The sequence below is a fragment of the Legionella sainthelensi genome, from assembly GCF_900637685.1.
In the GTDB taxonomy this organism is placed as follows: domain Bacteria; phylum Pseudomonadota; class Gammaproteobacteria; order Legionellales; family Legionellaceae; genus Legionella; species Legionella sainthelensi.
The window spans coordinates 3,267,858-3,285,625 of record NZ_LR134388.1 but is presented as its reverse complement, the minus strand read 5'-3'; the positions used below and the strand labels follow the sequence as shown (position 1 = coordinate 3,285,625).

Sequence of the window (17,768 nt, the reverse complement as noted above, 5' to 3'; positions counted from 1 at the left end):
GAATAAATGTATGAGCAGCCCAGATTAGACACGTTGTAATCTGGGCATTTTATGCATACTTCACGGATTATGGTGATTATGTCTAATCCAGTAGCTTAAATTTAATCTGAAAACACTATACCCTGTTGATCTAACATCAATCTTGCTTTTTCTGCTAGAATTTTATGCGCTAATCCTGTGGGATGTACTAAATCAAAAAATAAATAACCTGTACAAGCATCCTCCTGCATTTGTGGTTTAGCTGCAGCAGTCATTTTTAAGACCGATGTTTTACTGATACTTTCATCAAATTGAACACAAGTGTTCGTGATATTAGTAAATCCATAGTCTTGTGGGCTGTCAATGACTTCTTCAAAAGCTTGATGCAGATCATAATAGAGCCATTCTACATCTGGATATGTTTGTTTAAAACTATCAATGGATTGACTTAACATACTGTTGTGTTTTGTTGCAAAATAGGTCAGCTCATCTATAGTGCCAAACTCAATCGCAGCTGGTGTTCGGCCTAAATCTGGTAAATTCACGACCAGGATATGCTTTGCACCTTTTTTTACTAAACGATGTAAACTATTTACAATTCCGAGATTAACCTCCTGTAGTGATTTGTCCACTTCAGAAGGTAATCCAAGATAATTATTAGCGCCTATCCATATCACAAAAAGGCTGTCTTCACTGGCTTTATCATGATGCGCCAATAAATAATTATTAATTTCTCTTCTTAAAGTAAATAATACATCATCTGCCCCTTCCTCTTCAGAAACGCCAGCACCCCCGAAAGCATAATCCAATAAATGAGCGCTAGGATTTTCAGGAAAATAAGAAGCGATTACATGTTCTATCCAGACAGGACCATTGGTAAAACGACCCTCGTAATAGGGGGGGGATTGTGGAATTTGCTTTTTCATAAATTCATACAAATTACCATTATCAGATAAGCTATCTCCAAATATAACGATATTATGAAGAGGTGTTGCTGAAATAATCCCAGAAAATAAAAACGCACTAATAGTTGCTAACAGTCTCATGAATACCCTTAATCTTAATCCTAAAAAAGCAGTAGCCTTTTATAATGATGACAGACTTTCTGCACTGAATTTGAAGAGTTTATTTGATTGTTTTAAAAACAAAAACACCGGCATTATAGTATGAAAAATCATTGATAAGCAATTTTTTTACATCAACGCGTGATTTAAAAATTTTAGTTATTAATCATCAAGTTACATTTAATTGCTTATTATGCAAATCGCTAAAAAGATAAAATTATGTTTATTTGATAGACAAATTTAATAAAATAGCTTCCTAGAAAAAACGAAGCCACTTTATTGTTCGAGGTTGTATCGAGAGAAAGAATTGGCAAAATACTACCTCCTACGAGAACAGGAGGCTTATGTAACGATAGAGTTCAGGGTTGGATTTGTAGCTCTCTTAAAGCAGCATAACTTTTAGTTGAGCCTCTCCCTTCATAAAAGGTGGTGAGGCTGGATCACTAAATCACGCATTACTAATTAAAGTTAATTTTAACTGACGTCCACAAACCCAGGCTTTGGTTAAACCGCTCACGATTTCCTTAGGCATGCCTTTGGGAAGGCGTACAATAGAATGATCATCAAGAATTTTAAGACCAGTGATATGCTTGCTTTGTAGGCCTGCCTCATTAGCAATAGCACCAACAATATTTCCTGGTTTTACTCCATGAACTTTACCTACATCAAGACGGAACAAATCTTGTTCTATGTCACCAAATTTTTTACGGTTTTCCTTGGGATTTTTCTTATCCGAAGTAAAACTTTTTCTTTCGTCGAAACGAGAAAATGAACGTTCCGATTTGCCATTGCGTTCGGAACGGTTTTCTTTTATTGAACGTGATTCCTTAGGCAAAGCTTGTTCTTTTTGCCATGGCATATCTTTATGCAGTAATAATGCAAGTGCAGCAGCAACATCGACTGCGGAGGCATCATTCTCTTTGATATATTCTTCAATAATTCGTTTATAAGAAATTAAGTGTTCATGCTCTAAGCGTGCGGTAATATTCGCCATGAAACGTTGTTGACGTGCTACATGGATCATATGATCTGTGGGCACAGCTACTTTAGTAATACGCTGACGGGTATGGCGCTCGATACTGGTAATAAGTCGGCCTTCCTTAGGAGTTACAAAGAGTACCGCTACACCTGAACGACCTGCTCTTCCTGTTCTTCCAATACGATGAACATAAGTTTCATTATCATGAGGTAAGTCATAATTAATTACGTGAGTAACCCGATCAACATCTAAACCACGTGCAGCTACATCTGTAGCAACTAAGATATCAATTGCCCCTTGTCTAAACTGAGCAATAATTCGTTCACGCAGCGCTTGGGTGATGTCGCCATGTATGGCCATCGCGCGTAGCCCTTGTTGCTGTAATATCTCAGCTACTTCTTCAGTACTACTTTTAGTGCGCACAAATACAATAACACCTTGGTATTCTTCTACAGCCAATACCCGTAATAATGCGTCAGCTTTTTGATGGCCTGATGCAAATAAGAATCGTTGTTCGATACTTTTGACAGTGGCGGTATCTGCACGTATTTCAATCGATGCAGGATTATGTAAATAAGTGTTAGCAATTTGCCGTATACGATAAGGCATGGTTGCAGAAAATAAACCTATTTGCTTTTTTTCGGGTAATTTAGACATGATGGTTTCAATATCTTCAATAAACCCCATACGCAACATTTCATCGGCTTCATCAAGAATAAAAGTACGTAAATTCTCTAAATTTAAAGTCCCTTTATCGAGATGATCTAAAATTCTTCCTGGAGTTCCGACTACTATCTGGGCCCCAGCTCGTAATTGTTTTAATTGACGACCATATTCTTGGCCACCACATAAAACAGCAACGGTAATACTGCGTTGATTCGCACTTAATAATTCGAATTGTTCTGCGACTTGAATCGCTAATTCACGCGTAGGCGCTAAAATTAAAGCTTGAGTGCCGTGCACAGACGAAGATAAGTTTTGTAAAATGGGTAATGCAAATGCTGCCGTTTTACCTGTTCCTGTTTGTGCCAGAGCAATTGCATCCTGTCCTTGTAAGAGTAAAGGTATAGTTTGTGCTTGAATTGGCGAAGGAGTAGTAAACTTCATATCCTCTAATGCTTTATTTAAGGCATCAGAAAAATTAAAGGCAGCGAAGCTGGTGATTTCTTGAGACATAAAAATCCTGATTGAGTAAAACGTAGCCTAAAAAGGCAAGGTGATATAAAATTTGAACATTATAATAACAAAATAAACAGGAAAAAGCACTATCTTTTTAGCTAATGACGAAATTTGGGCAATAATGTAGTGTTGCTTGGGAAAAGATTGTTCGTGAAACGTCCCTATTTTCGTTATCTTAACCCAGAGCTAAAACTACTTACCTTAAATAAATTATCCATGATAATCGTTGTCCTCTAACTGCTAAGATTGTCCTAACGCAGCAGAAACATGGGCCATTTCATTTTTAGCGGCGGTGTTTGGTTGGCATGGATAGCTCTTGCTTGCGCCTAGCCAAGCGACCTGTGAGACCGTCATCGAATCTTTATCACTTTGTTGACTTGAAATCCCTTTATAAGTTTGCTGCAATAATTGGCATAGTGTACTTGCATTAAGCTGAACGCTTTTAGGAAGACAAAAAAGAGGATTACCTTGGTTTTTAGCAATTTCGTTTGCTTGAAGCATTGTTTCTGCAATACTTTCACAGGTTATGGTTAGAACATGTCGTGCGGAACGAGCCCAAGCTTGAGCCTGTGGATCTGCTTTTATTTCCATCTGTTGAATATTATCAGCAATATTCATGTAATTTTTTATAGTATCGGCATGGAGACAGTGACAAAGAAATATAAAACTGATGAATAATATACGCATAATAAATCCTTAAATTTAAATGCCATGGGGTTTAATTAATCCCAGTTTAAAAGCAATTAATAAAAATATAAATAAACTAACAGAAATACTTATTCTAATGGTCAATGCTCTGACTGCGCGTTTCGAGTTTCCAGAGTCACGAATGAGGAAAATAAGTCCACTTGCTAATGAACCAGCGATAATAATCATGGCCAAGATGATGATAATTTTAGTGATCATTTGTTATACTCCTGAAAATTGCCGTCAGATTATGGCCAACATTTAAACAATTGATGAACCATGCCTAGTTTAACCTGTTTTAAATTTCGTTTCACCCCAAGTTGGTTGATGTTAATTCTCACCATTTTGTTTTTTGCATTATTTATGCGTCTTGGCTTTTGGCAAATCCAACGTGCGGATGAAAAAAAGAAAATGATTGTGGCACAAAAAACACAAGAACTGCAAAAACCTCTTTTTTGGACTAAAAATCAAAAACAGCCTTTGCAATACGAGCGTATTATCCTTGAAGGGAGTTATTTGCCACAGATATTTTTATTAGATAACCAACATCATCAACATCAATTTGGTTATGATGTATTATCACCTTTTGTACTTCCTGATGGCGCGATTATTATGATTGATAGAGGCTGGGTTCCTGGAGAGTTAAGCCGTCGGATTCTTCCAAACATTATAACGCCCAATGATTTTTTAACCTTACAGGGCTCTGTATATTTTCCAAGTAAAAATCAATGGGTTTTAGGACCTTCTTTGGAAAAGAAAGGGAATAAAGTGGTTATCCTTGAACGTTTGGATACACAATTGATAAGTCAAGTTTTGCAAAAATCGGTCTCTCCGTTTATTATTCGCCTCGACAAACAAGATGCAAATGGATTTGTGCGTGAATGGGCGACTGTATCTATGCCTCCACAGCGGCATTTAGCCTATGCTTTGCAGTGGTTTGTTATGGCATTGGTTGTCCTGATTATATTTGTAGCATTAAATCTGAAGAAAAAAAATGAAAAAACAAATTTCTAAGCATTACATTTTATTACTGCTCGTTCTAATATTTGCGACTCCTGGGATCGCTGCTTTGATGTTTTATAAGCATCCTTCCTGGTTAGGTACAGCAAAAATCAATAAAGGAACCTTACTGAGTCCCCCTGTGGCATTGCATTCTTTCAAAGAATCAGCAAAGTGGCGTATTATTTTTTGGAACCCAAGCATTTGTGATAAAACATGCATGCAACAACTAGAGGTTTTAGCTAAGATTCGTTTGGCTTTGGGGCGTAAATTGTATCAAGTTGATCAGTGGTTAATTCTTGGTAATAAATCACCTGCGTTGACTCAAGAACAACAATCCTTGTTAAGAGAAATAGATTTTAAGGTGAGGGAACTCTCCTCAACTGAAATTAATGGCAATGAAGCATTGTTTTCGAAGGCAAAAATTTTTTTAGCGGATCCCAATAATTATTTGATTCTCAGTTATTCACCACAGGTTAATCCTGATGATGTATATAAGGATTTAAAGTTGTTGCTCAATACAACAGAGAATAAGGGTGATAAATCTAATGCAAAATAAACTTTTACGCTGCGTAGTAACCTGTGCCGTACTTTTATCTTTATGTGTCGTGATGTTAGGCGCTTATACGCGACTCACGGACGCAGGTTTAGGCTGTCCAGATTGGCCTGGTTGCTATGGACAGATTGTTCTTCCCAGCGCTAAGGAGAAATTGCAGGCTGCACAAACCCAATATCCTCAAATTCCTATTGAGACTAGAAAAGCATGGACTGAGATGGCTCATCGTTATGTTGCGGGCACATTAGCGTTATTGATTTTTTTTATTGGCTTTTATGTTATGCGTAAACGCTCACAAGGCAGTCATTTACCTTGGCATTTACCTATTGCTTTATTAATATTGGTTATTTTTCAAGCAGTTTTGGGTATGTGGACTGTAACTTTAAAGCTCTTACCTGTTGTAGTTATGGGGCATCTACTCGGGGGAATGTTAATTGTTGCATGTTTAAGTAGATTTCGTTTTCAAATCAGTGCATTAAGCGGCCAAGACTTACCCCAATGGCGCCCATGGTTACGTTTAGGAGTCATTATTGTTCTGATCCAAATTGCATTAGGTGGATGGGTTAGTGCTAATTATGCAGGAATCTCATGCATTGGTTTTCCAACGTGTAACGGAGCTTGGTGGCCTGATTTGCATTTTGCGCAGGGTTTTAATTTATTTTCTCCAGTAGGCGCAAATTATCAAGGTGGATTACTGGAGCATGATGTACGAGCGACTATCCAATTTATTCATCGACTGGGTGCTATGATAACCGCGGTTTATGTGATGATGCTTTCCTTTTTTATCCTATTGAAAAGCCATTTTCATTATCTTAAAACAGCGGCTGGAGTGCTGCTCTTATTGGTTTTAATTCAGTTTACTTTAGGGATTCTCAATGTGATTTATTTACTTCCAATTACGGTAGCTGTAGCTCATAATGGGATTGCAGCTTTATTGTTGGCAGCGCTATTTAGCACATTGCACTTTACGCGTAAGGGGCAAAATGATGCATGTTAATCCGATAGCGCAACCTACATCATCCGTTTGGCGTAATTATATTGAGTTATGTAAACCTCGCGTTGTGTTATTGATGCTCTTGACCGTAGTAGTTGGTATGTATCTTGCAACACCAGGATGGGTGAATTTATTTCTATTGAGTGCTTCTTTGCTCGGCATTGGACTCTGTGCAGGTAGTGCTGCGGCAATTAATCATCTCGTTGATAAACGAATTGATGCTATTATGGCCAGAACGAAAAAAAGGCCTGTAGCGAGCGGCCAAGTTTCAGTGCGCCAAGCATTATGGTTTGCTTTAATTATGGGGACAATCGGCTTAACTGTTTTAGTAGTTTTTGTGAATGAATTAACTGCATTACTCACTTTTATCACTTTGATTGGGTATGCTGGCATTTATACAGGTTATTTAAAGCGAGCAACCCCGCAGAATATAGTAATAGGTGGATTGGCAGGCGCTGCTCCTCCATTATTAGGTTGGACTTCCGTAACCAATCAATTGGATCCCGAGGCATTGTTGTTGGTGTTAATTATCTTTATTTGGACACCTCCTCATTTTTGGGCTCTAGCGATTTATCGCTATGAAGAGTATCAACATGCGCAAATTCCTATGCTGCCTGTAACTCATGGTATCCAATTTACTAAATTGAATATTTATCTGTATACCATTTTGTTAGTGGTTGTGAGCGTATTACCTTTTATTATTGGGATGAGTGGTTTATTTTATCTGATAGGCGCCTTAGTGCTGGGTGCGCGTTTCTTATACTGGGCGTATCAATTATATCATACAGATAAACCAGTTATTGCGATGCAAACATTTAGATTTTCAATAGTCTACTTAATGTTGTTGTTTGTCTTTTTATTGATTGATCATTATCTATAAGAAATATGTATGAACTAAGCTCCATTATTGGATGTTGAATTTTTGTTAGGCGACTTATTTCATTTATGTTCCTATAAAGGGGGAAAAATGAGTTTAAAAACTAAGGGTATTACTTTTACTGTAGTAATTTTGCTGGCTCTTGCAGGACTATTTTCGGGAATATTTGTAGGACAGCACATTCATTTTAAAAAGAAAATTGATATTAGCAAATTCAATGGAACCTATCTTGAGCATCCAAGACCAGTCAATAAATTTAATCTGACTGGAATTGATAACAATACTTTTGATAATAATAGTTTACAAGGTAAATGGACTTTAATCTTTTTTGGGTTCACTAATTGTGGCTATGTTTGCCCAACGACTATGGCTGAATTAGCTAAAATGTATCGTATCCTTGATGAAAAAGGAGTTAAGAATTTACCAAGGATAGTCATGATATCTATTGATCCAGAACGGGATACGCAACAAAAATTAGGCAATTATGTCACCTCTTTTCATCCTGACTTTTATGGGGCGCGAGGAGATGAGGAATCGATTAAATCGATGACGCGAGAAATGGGTATTGCTTATACAAAAGTAATTGAAGCGAATAATGACTCTAAAAATTATGATATGCAGCATAGCGGAGCATTGATGTTGTTTAATCCGCAAGGAGAGCTCAATGCATTTTTTACTACACCGCATCATGCTGATCTTTTAGCAAAAGATTATTTGTTATTGGTATCTTAATTAAGAATTTTAATGCAAATTTTTTATTAAATCTGAATGTGATTTTAGTTTTTTTAGACTAGGCTTTATTTATATGAATCGTTTATAAACAAGCTTTTTGACTCATTAAAAGCTTTTAAAAATAACAAAAATAAGAAAATAGTTAAGGAATGCATGTTTCATGAAAATTGCGATATTGGCTACGAACCCACATTTGTATTCTCATAAGCGTCTTAAAGCTGAGGGTGAAGCTGCTGGCCATGAGATAAGTTTTATAAATCCGTTATATTGTTATATGAATGTTGCTGCTTCCTGTCCAAAGGTTCATTACAGGGGGGGGCTCCTCTACCCCATTTTGATGCAGTAATTCCAAGAATTGGGGCATCAAATACGTATTATGGTACGGCGGTGTTGCGCCATATGGAAACTATGGGTATGTATACTTTAAATGAGTCAATTGCCATTTCTCGTTCTCGTGATAAACTTCGTTCACTCCAGCTATTGGCTCGTAAAGGAATTCCTATGCCACTCACTAGTTTTGCCCAGTCTCCTGATGATACCGAAGATTTGGTTCGGATGGTTGGTGGCGCACCTTTAGTGATCAAATTGTTAGAGGGTACTCAAGGAAAAGGTGTAATTTTAGCGGACAGCCATCAATCCGCAGTGAGCATTATTAATGCTTTTAAAGAAATGCGTGCCAAAATTTTAGTACAAGAATTTATTGAAGAGTCGCGCGGAGTAGATATTCGTTGTTTTGTTGTGGGCGAGAAGATTGTTGCTGCTGTAAAGCGACAGGCAAAAGAGGGTGAGTTTCGGGCAAATGTACATCAGGGCGGTACCGCGATTAAAGTGAAATTATCCCCACAAGAAAGAACTATTGCTATTAGAGCTGCAAAAACTATGGGATTAAAGGTGGCAGGTGTTGATTTAATTCGCTCTAATCATGGTCCTTTGGTTTTGGAAATTAATTCATCACCCGGTCTTGAAGGTGTAGAGAAGGCTACAGGGATTAATATTGCTGGAAAAATTATTGAGTATATCGCGAAGCATGCCAGACCAATTAGTGCCAACGATCGATTTCATGGTTAAATAAATCCTATATCTATAATTTGAACAAATCCATTTCGATAAGTTTCATTTCTTACTATTTAAGTTGAGCTGGTTTTTAGGGGCCGTTGACATTTGCTCTCTCGACGCCATCGAGGATTAAATGTCAATGGACCCTATATGTTAATTAAAATGAGATACTAAAATTAGCTGCAACTTCCCTCGCATCATTAAGATATTAAATTATTTGATATCCTATATTAATATAATCAATTTGATTTACAAGATAAGAGATGTTTAAATTTTAATCATTGATTCCTGGTATTTTACACCTGGATTCCAAAGTTAATTCTATGAAACTACTGAAACGCGCTCATGAAGGTTTCACATGTTTGCAGATTTTCTCTCAGGGGTATTCACTATGAAAGACAAAGCAGAGATAGAAGATAGAACAGACCATTATTTAGTAAAACTACGTGAAACAATTCATAACTCCCAGCAAAAAATAAAGCCGGAAAGAGATGAGCAATTGTTAGAGTCAGTCATAGCAATGATTGGCGAGGCTGAACGAACGGAAAATGCGGCAATACAAAAACAGTTGGTTGCTACCGCTCATATTCTAGCTAAAAGCGCTCAATTAGATCTAATCGATTTGATGATTAAAAATTTTAGGGAACTAACACATAGCGAAGCACAAGGAAAACTCATGGTTCAAGGATTAAATAATAAGAGGCCAGATGAAAATCCGTTATTAAGTAAATTTTGGGGTAGTATCGAGGATTCAATCAATTATTTTTCTGCGCAAGCCAATGAAGATATTTCTTTTATTAAACGTCTTGAAGAAGCTAAAAACTGGCTAGAAAAAAGCGAGCCAAATCAAGAAATCGAGTTGGATGATTTTAATGATCTTATTAATACTTATGCAATAATACGAGAAAAGAAAAACGGGGGCTTTTCAGCTGCAAAAGCGACAGATTCCTCCTCAGGCGATAATATAAATCAACCCAATCAACATAAAAAAAGCCTAACTGAACTTACCTCTGAATTAGCTCAATTCTCAGAGCAATATGTTTTACAAGTCAATGCAATTAGGGCACTTCGTCAAGAATTCGAAGAAAAGATCGCCTTAGTAAGGAATCAGCTCGATAAACAAGTATTCTTGAGCCCATATAATTCTTTATTACAACAAGTAGAAGAGGTTATTGGTGAAAGGGAGAAAGAATTTATGGTTCAAACTCCTTATTCTATTGAGCAACTACAGAAGCAAATTATCATTACAAAAAATGCACAAGTAGCATTGAAGGAAATAAATGAAAGATTAATTGAATTTTTAGTGAGTACACTTAACCCCGCTATAGACCTTGCAGAAAAAAATAGAGTTGATCACGCATCGTACTCAGTGAGTTCTATAAAAATGCAACTTAATAGGCTTAAGAATCTACTTCAGAAATGTGCTGAAGAGCCAACACTGAACTATTATTTGAAAAATGATGAAAATCGCTTCCAAGCAGTGTTGCTCAATTCTGACTCTATCATTAAGGAATTATCAAGAGAAAAATTAACAAAAGAACAGATAGAAACAAAGGCAAGCGAAGCTGTAAGTAACCTTGGTGTAATTACACGGACATTAGAGGAACAAATATACAGAGTAAAAATTTTTTTAAATAGTAAAGCTGCATTAGAAACTCAACTGAATCAATTAGAAAATGAACGAAAAGAATATCCTTTGGTCGAAATATATGATAGTGATTTTAAAGATCTTGATGAAATTTGGGCCTCCTTGAGGAAGGAAGAAGATATTTATTCTGGGATACCAAAGCACATTTCTGAACGCATTGTAACTATTAAAAATCAATATGAATATCTAAAGAAAGAATATACTGAAAGGAGTAATTCGCCTGAAGTTATTCAGCTTAACAATTTGCTCAGTGCAATCGATACCTTGAAAACGTCTAATAGCAGTCCTGATTGGGCAATACATTTAAAATCTGAATTAGAGGAAATTAAATTAAAATATTTGGCATCTAAAATTAATCGAGAACAGTTCAAAATTGACTCCGCTAAAGCAATAATCACTAATGTTACTGAAACAGAAGTGAGACAGTTGACTAACAATCATGAGAGTGCAACCCACTTCGGAAATTTCTTTCGCGCCCTAGCAGAATTTATCATTGCAATTGGTTATTCCATTAAAGGACAAGAAAAACCTCTTTATAGGCCGCAGTTTTTTGCTTCACATCAAGAGAAGGAAATTGCTCGTAAACTCAATGAGACCTGTGAGCTTTTAAATATTCAGGATGCTGGAAATCAGCTATCGAATCAACCTTAAGGAATTAGCTTTTAACCATAACACAGTTTTTGAGCCGGATCCCCGTATAAAGTGCTACGTATCTTACGGGGAATTCTTTGAGAGCTTGCTACACACACTTAGGCTAATTTCAGCACTTTCTCCCAAATTTTGGCTAGGTTAATGAGAAGACTCATCACTTTTTCCTACTAACCAATCAGCGCTTACCTCAAATTCTTGTGCCAAGGCATTAAGTAATTCTTCATCAGGATTTGTTGCTCCATTGAGTAATGCTTCTGCTTTAAATTTAGGAATTTTCACTAATTTTGACAATACCTCAATCCGCTCTGCGCTTGATTCTGGCACACCAATATTATCCAATTCTTTATTCAGTCTTTCTGAAAATCTCTTATTAAGCATCAGATTCTCCTAATAATAATTTGGGGTTAGGTAAATTCGCGTGGATCATTTTACGCCAAACTACGGGGGTAGCAGGCGGAAGTAAGTAATTACCTTAATATTTCATATAGCATAAAAATCAATTTTTGCAATAATAGTTTCGAATATTCAGGGTGTTAAACAGTTGCAATAGAGGAAGAAGCTTTTTTAGAGATAATCGGGATTTAAGTTGATCTGTCCTATCTTTCAATTTAGTATTTAACCCTCAAAATATGATTGATTGTAGGATAAAACATGATCGAAGAAGTCGCTGCAACCTATCCTTGTGATTTAATTCTGTTTGGTGCCTTGGGAGACCTTTCTTGCCGCAAGTTGATTCCTGCATTGTACCAGCTTGAGTGTTCAAACTTACTTCATGCAAATACCCGCATCATTAGCTGCGCCCGTGAACCATTAACGCTTACTGCTTATCTTGAGTTCGCAAAAACAAAGACGCAAATTTTTATGGACAAAAATCTTGATGAAAAAATTTGGTCACGTTTTGTTGAAAAAATGGTTTATTGCCAACTTGATTTAACACACCCCGAAGATTATGGGCGATTAATTGATCTTGTTGTGCCCGAAGAGCGAGTCACCATTTCTTATTTAGCGATTCCACCTTCTTTGTACGCGCAAGCATGCCAGGGGCTTTCAACTATAGGTTTAACAAAACAACCTTCCCGAATTGTTTTGGAAAAACCAATTGGTCATGATCTACCTTCATCTATCGCAATTAATAATGAAGTTGCCCGTTTCTTTACTGAAAGTCAAATCTATCGAATTGATCATTATTTGGGTAAAGAAACTGTATTAAATCTTTTGGTGCTTCGCTTTGCTAATGCTATTTTTTCTTCAAATTGGGATAATCAGTCTATTGATAAAGTAGAAATTACTGTTGCAGAAGAAGTCGGGGTAGAAGGGCGCTGGTCATATTATGACAAATCAGGCCAAGTAAGAGACATGTTGCAAAATCATTTATTACAAATACTATCTCTTTTGGCAATGGAGCCTCCCATGAGCTTGTCAGCCGAGTGTATTCGAAGCGAAAAACTTAAAGTATTAAAATCATTACGTCCGATTAGTGATCTTCAAGTGCATGAACATACAATCCGTGCCCAATATGTGGGAAATGTTATTAATGGTCAGAACGTATTGGGTTATTTGGATGAAGAAGGAGCACATCGAGGCTCTTCTACAGAGACATTTGTTGCAATTAAAGCTTATATTGATAACTGGCGCTGGTCGGGTGTTCCTTTTTATTTACTGACAGGCAAAAGATTATCAAAAAAACAAAGTGAAGTAGTTATTTACTTTAAGCCGCAACCTTATAATATTTTTAAACAATTAAAACAAAATTTATCTCCTAATCAGCTTATTATACGGTTGCAACCTGATGAAGGAGTGGAATTGCGCATGATGAATAAAATTCCAGGTTTGAGTGATTGCATGCAATTACGCGACAGCAAATTAAATTTAAATTTTAACCATTTGTCTAATTCTCAAAGAATTGCAGATGCTTATGAGCGATTATTGCTCGAAGTTATGTTGGGTAATCAATACTTATTTGTGAGCCGTGAAGAAGTAGAGCAAGCTTGGAAATGGATTGACGATATTAAACTAGCTTGGGAAAAACAAGATATGCCACTTTATACTTATCCTTCAGGAACGTGGGGCCCTTTGGAAGTAATTCGTTTGTACAATGGTAAAGCACATGTGTGGGGTGAACAAAATGCAGTTACATAGTTTCAGTGAGGCACATTTATTAACAGAAGACTTGGCTGAACGACTAAAGCATATTCTTTGTAATGCGATTGCCAAACGCGGCCATGCATATATGGTGGTTTCCGGAGGAAAAACACCCATTGATTTATTTAAAACTTTAGCAAAGATTGATCTTCCCTGGAATAAGGTTACTCTAACTTTAGCTGATGAGCGTTGTGTTCCACCGGATAACGCGGATAGAAATGAACGCCTGGTTCGACACTATTTGTTGCAACATGAAGCAGCGACAGCCCGTTTTGTAAGTTTGTATCATGAAGAAGGATATTCAATAGAAGAAACAGCAAATACGATTGCCTCTTTACCGACTTTTGATGCGGTAGTTTTAGGTATGGGAGAAGACGGACATACAGCCTCTTTGTTTCCTTGCGCACAGGAACTTGCTTTGGGATTAGATGATAATGCTGCTGCGGTATTACCAATTACCCCTAAAAATGCGTCACATCAACGAGTGAGTTTGTCGAAACGGAGATTATTAAATAGTCGCGTGATTTTTTTTCATTTAGTCGGCCATAAAAAACTGGCAGTACTTCATCAAGCAATGGCTCAGCATGATCCTAAGGTTATGCCTGTTAGTGCTTTTTTAAATAATCTTGATGCCAATGTTCAGGTGATGTATGCACCTTAAGGAAAGAGAATGCATCCTGTTGTAGCTGGAGTTACAGAGCGTATTCGCGAACGAAGTTTGCGTAGTAGAGCTTCCTATTTAAACGATATGGAGCAAGCACGAACTAAGGGACCTCAACGTAGTTCGCTTCATTGTGGAAATTTAGCACATGGTTTTGCCGCTTGTCCGAAACAGGACAAGACACACCTACGGGGTATGACTAAGGCAAATATCGCTATTGTTTCTGCATATAATGATATGCTTTCTGCTCATCAGCCTTATCTTACTTATTCCTCTCTAATTAAAGAGGCTGTTTCTGCTGCTGGGGGGGTAGCTCAATTTGCAGCAGGTGTGCCAGCAATGTGCGATGGAATTACTCAAGGCCAACCCGGAATGGAGTTGAGTTTATTGAGTCGTGACGTTATTGCCATGTCTGCATCAATTGGTTTATCCCATAATATGTTTGATGGCGGTTTAATGCTAGGAATCTGCGATAAAATTGTTCCTGGTTTATTAATGGCTGCTTTAAGTTTTGGACATTTACCTTTTATTTTTATTCCAGCTGGCCCTATGCCTTCAGGAATATCAAATCAAAAAAAAGCAAGTATTCGGCAGTTATATGCGGAAGGAAAAGTTGATAAGAGTGCTTTACTTGAAGTTGAAACAGCTTCTTATCATTCTCCAGGCACTTGTACTTTCTACGGTACTGCCAATTCTAACCAATTAATTATAGAAGTTATGGGCTTGCAACTTCCAGGCTCCTCATTTATTAATCCAGGTACATTATTGCGGGATGAATTAACTAAATTTGCCGCACAACAAGTTTTGTCTTTAACTGATTTAGGCAAACATTACATGCCTATAGGCCAGATGATGGATGCAAAAAATATAGTTAATGGCATTGTCGCTTTGTTGGCTTCCGGTGGTTCCACAAACCACACCATGCATCTTGTTGCGATTGCTTCTATGGCAGGTTATTTAGTGAATTGGGATGATTTTGCTGAGCTATCTGCTGTGACGCCTTTGATTGCTAAAATTTATCCCAATGGTTATGCTGATATCAATCATTTTCAACAGGCTGGAGGTATGGCTTATTTTATTCATACTCTTTTAGATGCTCAGTTATTACATGAAGATGTTCACACAGTTATGGGTTTTGGCCTACACCGATACACCCAGCAGCCTTTTTTGGATAATGAACAATTGGTATGGGTGGCCGGACCTTCAACCTCAATGGATGAACAAATAATCACTTCTGCAAAAACGCCCTTTAAGACCCAAGGTGGTTTACAAGTATTAAGTGGAAATATAGGACGGGCAATTATTAAAACTTCAGGTCTTGCTGTTGATAAAACTAAGATCAAAGCTCCAGCAGTTGTTTGTGCGAGCCAAGAAGAGTTTAATCAACTTTTCGAAAAAGGAGTATTAGAGCAAGATTGTATTGTTGTGGTACGGTACCAAGGGCCAAAGGCATGTGGTATGCCTGAGTTGCATCAGTTAACTCCCAAGCTTGGGGTACTTATGGATAAAGGATATCAAGTTGCATTAGTGACTGATGGACGTATGTCAGGCGCATCAGGTAAAGTTCCTGCAGCAATTCATGTCACTCCTGAGGCAATCGATAATGAAGTTCTTTCCCGGATTGAAACTGGGGATATCATTTTGATTGATGCCGAAGAAGGTGTATTGCAATTATTGATTAGTGAAGATGAACTCAAGCGCAGAAAAAAAGCCCCGCACAATCATGAGGGACTTTATAAGGGTAGTGGTCGTGAACTATTTGCTAGTTTGAGATCACAATTTTCAGGAGCTGAGCAGGGAGCTTGTAGTTTGTTTCAAGGGAAAGAGTCTTGTTATGAGTTTTAAGTCTTTACAATCATATGCCATTGTTGCGGATATAGGTGGGACTTTTGCACGTTTTGCTTGTGTCCATTTAGAAAGCTTAACTATAGAAAATGTTGAAATTTATGCATGCGCTCAGTTTAACAACCTAGAGTCCGTATTATCAACCTACCAAGAGCTATATAAGTTACAAGAGATAAAGCAGGTAGTTATTGCTATTGCTTGCCCAGTATTTGACGATATGATTTGTATGACTAATACTCCTTGGCGGTTTTCCATTAATGCATTAAAACAAAAACTGAACTTAGATGAGCTTCGGGTTTTAAATGATTTTAATGCTATAGCAATGAGTTTACCTATTTTATCGGGAAAGCAAGTTTTTCAAGTAGGTAGAGGACATGCTGCCGGAGAGGGTGTCAAAGTAGTGGTAGGAGCAGGCACTGGATTAGGGGTGGCTTATGTAATAGCTAGCGAACAAGGTTACTCTGCCCATGCTGGTGAAGGGGGGCATGTCAGTTGGGGTGCAAAAACGGATCAAGAATGGTTTATTTATCGTTATTTAAAGAAACGATATGCTCATATATCTTACGAGCGCTTATTATCTGGTCATGGCTTGGAAAATTTATATCAAGCCTTAGCTGCTTTAAATCAAAAACAGGATGATCTTATCCCCGCCGCTCAAATCATTGCTATGGCATTAGCAAATGAATGTGCAATTGCACAGGCTGCCGTAGCGCAATTTTTGGCAATTTTGGGTTCTTATGCTGGAGATTTAGCGTTAACATTTGCAGCTTTTGGCGGGGTTTATATAGCAGGTGGCATTGTTCCACGGTTTATTTCGCTGCTTCATCATAGTGACTTTAGAGTTCGATTTGAAGAAAAAGGGCGTTTTAGTGAATTTAATACACAAATTCCAACCTTTATTATTACTGCCGAACAACCAGGAATATTGGGAGCTGCGGTTTATTTAAAACAATCGTTGGCTAGAAGTAGAAAAGCAGAATACGGAATGATATAAATCTGGGTTTCGCTTCATTTTGACTACAGTGGGTTACAAGGAGAAGTTTATGACATTTCCTAATTGGATGGTGCAACCGGAAGCCGTATTTTGTGCCTCACCTGTGATTCCAGTTCTTGTTATTAAAGAACTAGACCATGCAGTACCTTTGGCTACTGCATTATTTGCAGGAGGTATTCACATACTGGAAGTAGCATTAAGGACATCAGTGGCTTTAGATGCTGTAACGTTACTTACAGAAACTTTTCCAGATGCTTTAATTGGTGTAGGTACAATCACTACGACAGAGCAATTAAATCAGGCCGCGAATATAGGTGCAAAATTTGCCTTAAGCCCGGGAAAAACTCAAGCCCTGTTAGAAGCTGGGTGTTATGCACCTATACCTTTAATTCCGGGTATATCTAGTGTTTCAGAGTTAATGGAAGGATTAACCTTGGGATATACGCATTTTAAATTTTTTCCAGCAGTTCCTGCTGGAGGAATCAATATGCTAAGGGCAATTCATGGACCTTTTCCTCAAGCAAAATTTTGTCCAACAGGAGGTATTAACGAGACAAATTTTGCTGATTATTTGATGCTCCCCAATGTTTCTTGTGTAGGAGGCTCTTGGGTTGTCCCTGAAGAGGCAATTAAAAATGAAAATTGGTCGCTCATTACGGATTTATGCTTTTCTGTACGACAGAGTATAAGAGGATGGAATTAAGGACTATTTAGGGTTCAAGGAG

General features: G+C 37.5%; 16 protein-coding genes and 1 pseudogene. 12 read left to right on the top strand and 5 right to left on the bottom strand.

All coding sequences use genetic code 11. The features are described from left to right. Positions 1–101: 101 nt before the first annotated feature. The 4 genes from plaA to EL220_RS14455 all read right to left on the bottom strand — a co-directional run bounded on the left by plaA (position 102) and on the right by EL220_RS14455 (position 4,107). The gene (gene plaA, locus EL220_RS14470) at positions 102–1,025 is read right to left on the bottom strand and encodes a GDSL family lysophospholipase PlaA (RefSeq protein WP_027269562.1); all 924 of its coding nucleotides are present in this window, start codon (positions 1,023–1,025) and stop codon (positions 102–104) included. Positions 1,026–1,491: 466 nt separating this feature from the next. Next, complete coding sequence (locus tag EL220_RS14465) at positions 1,492–3,198, bottom strand: DEAD/DEAH box helicase (RefSeq protein ID WP_027269563.1); 1,707 nt, start codon at positions 3,196–3,198, stop codon at positions 1,492–1,494. Positions 3,199–3,441: 243 nt separating this feature from the next. Then, a complete protein-coding gene (locus EL220_RS14460; RefSeq protein ID WP_027269564.1) occupies positions 3,442–3,888 on the bottom strand; it encodes a hypothetical protein in 447 nt (148 codons plus the stop codon). Positions 3,889–3,903: 15 nt separating this feature from the next. Next, on the bottom strand, positions 3,904–4,107 hold the full coding sequence (locus tag EL220_RS14455) for a twin transmembrane helix small protein (protein ID WP_027269565.1): 204 nt from the start codon (positions 4,105–4,107) through the stop codon (positions 3,904–3,906). 60 nt (positions 4,108–4,167) lie between these two features. Between EL220_RS14455 and EL220_RS14450 the strand changes: the two genes are divergently transcribed. The 7 genes and pseudogenes from EL220_RS14450 (at position 4,168) to EL220_RS14420 (ending at position 11,401) form a co-directional block, all read left to right on the top strand. Continuing rightward, a complete protein-coding gene (locus EL220_RS14450; RefSeq protein ID WP_027269566.1) occupies positions 4,168–4,902 on the top strand; it encodes an SURF1 family protein in 735 nt (244 codons plus the stop codon). Then, entirely contained in the window at positions 4,883–5,446 is a 564-nt protein-coding gene (locus EL220_RS14445) for a hypothetical protein (protein WP_027269567.1), read from the top strand. The genes EL220_RS14450 and EL220_RS14445 overlap by 20 nt, the downstream gene beginning before the upstream one ends. Beyond that, entirely contained in the window at positions 5,436–6,440 is a 1,005-nt protein-coding gene (locus EL220_RS14440; RefSeq protein WP_027269568.1) for a COX15/CtaA family protein, read from the top strand. Before EL220_RS14445 ends, EL220_RS14440 begins: the two co-directional genes overlap by 11 nt. Then, complete coding sequence (gene cyoE / locus EL220_RS14435; RefSeq protein WP_035905544.1) at positions 6,430–7,317, top strand: heme o synthase; 888 nt, start codon at positions 6,430–6,432, stop codon at positions 7,315–7,317. The genes EL220_RS14440 and cyoE overlap by 11 nt, the downstream gene beginning before the upstream one ends. Before the next feature lie 87 nt (positions 7,318–7,404). Beyond that, positions 7,405–8,046, top strand: a complete 642-nt coding sequence (locus EL220_RS14430) for an SCO family protein (RefSeq protein WP_027269570.1) — start codon at positions 7,405–7,407, stop codon at positions 8,044–8,046. Between the two features lie 160 nt (positions 8,047–8,206). Continuing rightward, positions 8,207–9,114: pseudogene (gene rimK, locus EL220_RS14425) on the top strand (30S ribosomal protein S6--L-glutamate ligase). 379 nt (positions 9,115–9,493) lie between these two features. After that, entirely contained in the window at positions 9,494–11,401 is a 1,908-nt protein-coding gene (locus EL220_RS14420; RefSeq protein WP_027269572.1) for a hypothetical protein, read from the top strand. Between the two features lie 138 nt (positions 11,402–11,539). Here the strand turns inward: EL220_RS14420 and EL220_RS14415 are convergent, their stop codons facing one another. Further along, a complete protein-coding gene (locus tag EL220_RS14415) occupies positions 11,540–11,779 on the bottom strand; it encodes a hypothetical protein (RefSeq protein WP_027269573.1) in 240 nt (79 codons plus the stop codon). 273 nt (positions 11,780–12,052) lie between these two features. Between EL220_RS14415 and zwf the strand changes: the two genes are divergently transcribed. From zwf to EL220_RS14390, 5 genes are read left to right on the top strand one after another with little or no spacing between them, the layout of a single operon-like run. Then, a complete protein-coding gene (gene zwf, locus EL220_RS14410; protein ID WP_027269574.1) occupies positions 12,053–13,540 on the top strand; it encodes a glucose-6-phosphate dehydrogenase in 1,488 nt (495 codons plus the stop codon). After that, complete coding sequence (gene pgl / locus EL220_RS14405; RefSeq protein WP_027269575.1) at positions 13,527–14,204, top strand: 6-phosphogluconolactonase; 678 nt, start codon at positions 13,527–13,529, stop codon at positions 14,202–14,204. Before zwf ends, pgl begins: the two co-directional genes overlap by 14 nt. 9 nt (positions 14,205–14,213) lie before the next feature. Then, positions 14,214–16,049 carry a phosphogluconate dehydratase gene (gene edd, locus EL220_RS14400; RefSeq protein WP_027269576.1) on the top strand — a complete coding sequence of 612 codons (1,836 nt, stop codon included), beginning with the start codon at positions 14,214–14,216 and terminating at the stop codon, positions 16,047–16,049. Beyond that, positions 16,039–17,043: a glucokinase gene (glk, locus tag EL220_RS14395; protein WP_027269577.1), complete on the top strand. Its 1,005-nt coding sequence runs from the start codon at positions 16,039–16,041 to the stop codon at positions 17,041–17,043. The genes edd and glk overlap by 11 nt, the downstream gene beginning before the upstream one ends. A 49-nt stretch (positions 17,044–17,092) precedes the next feature. Next, positions 17,093–17,746, top strand: a complete 654-nt coding sequence (locus EL220_RS14390) for a bifunctional 4-hydroxy-2-oxoglutarate aldolase/2-dehydro-3-deoxy-phosphogluconate aldolase (protein ID WP_027269578.1) — start codon at positions 17,093–17,095, stop codon at positions 17,744–17,746. Positions 17,747–17,768: the final 22 nt, after the last annotated feature.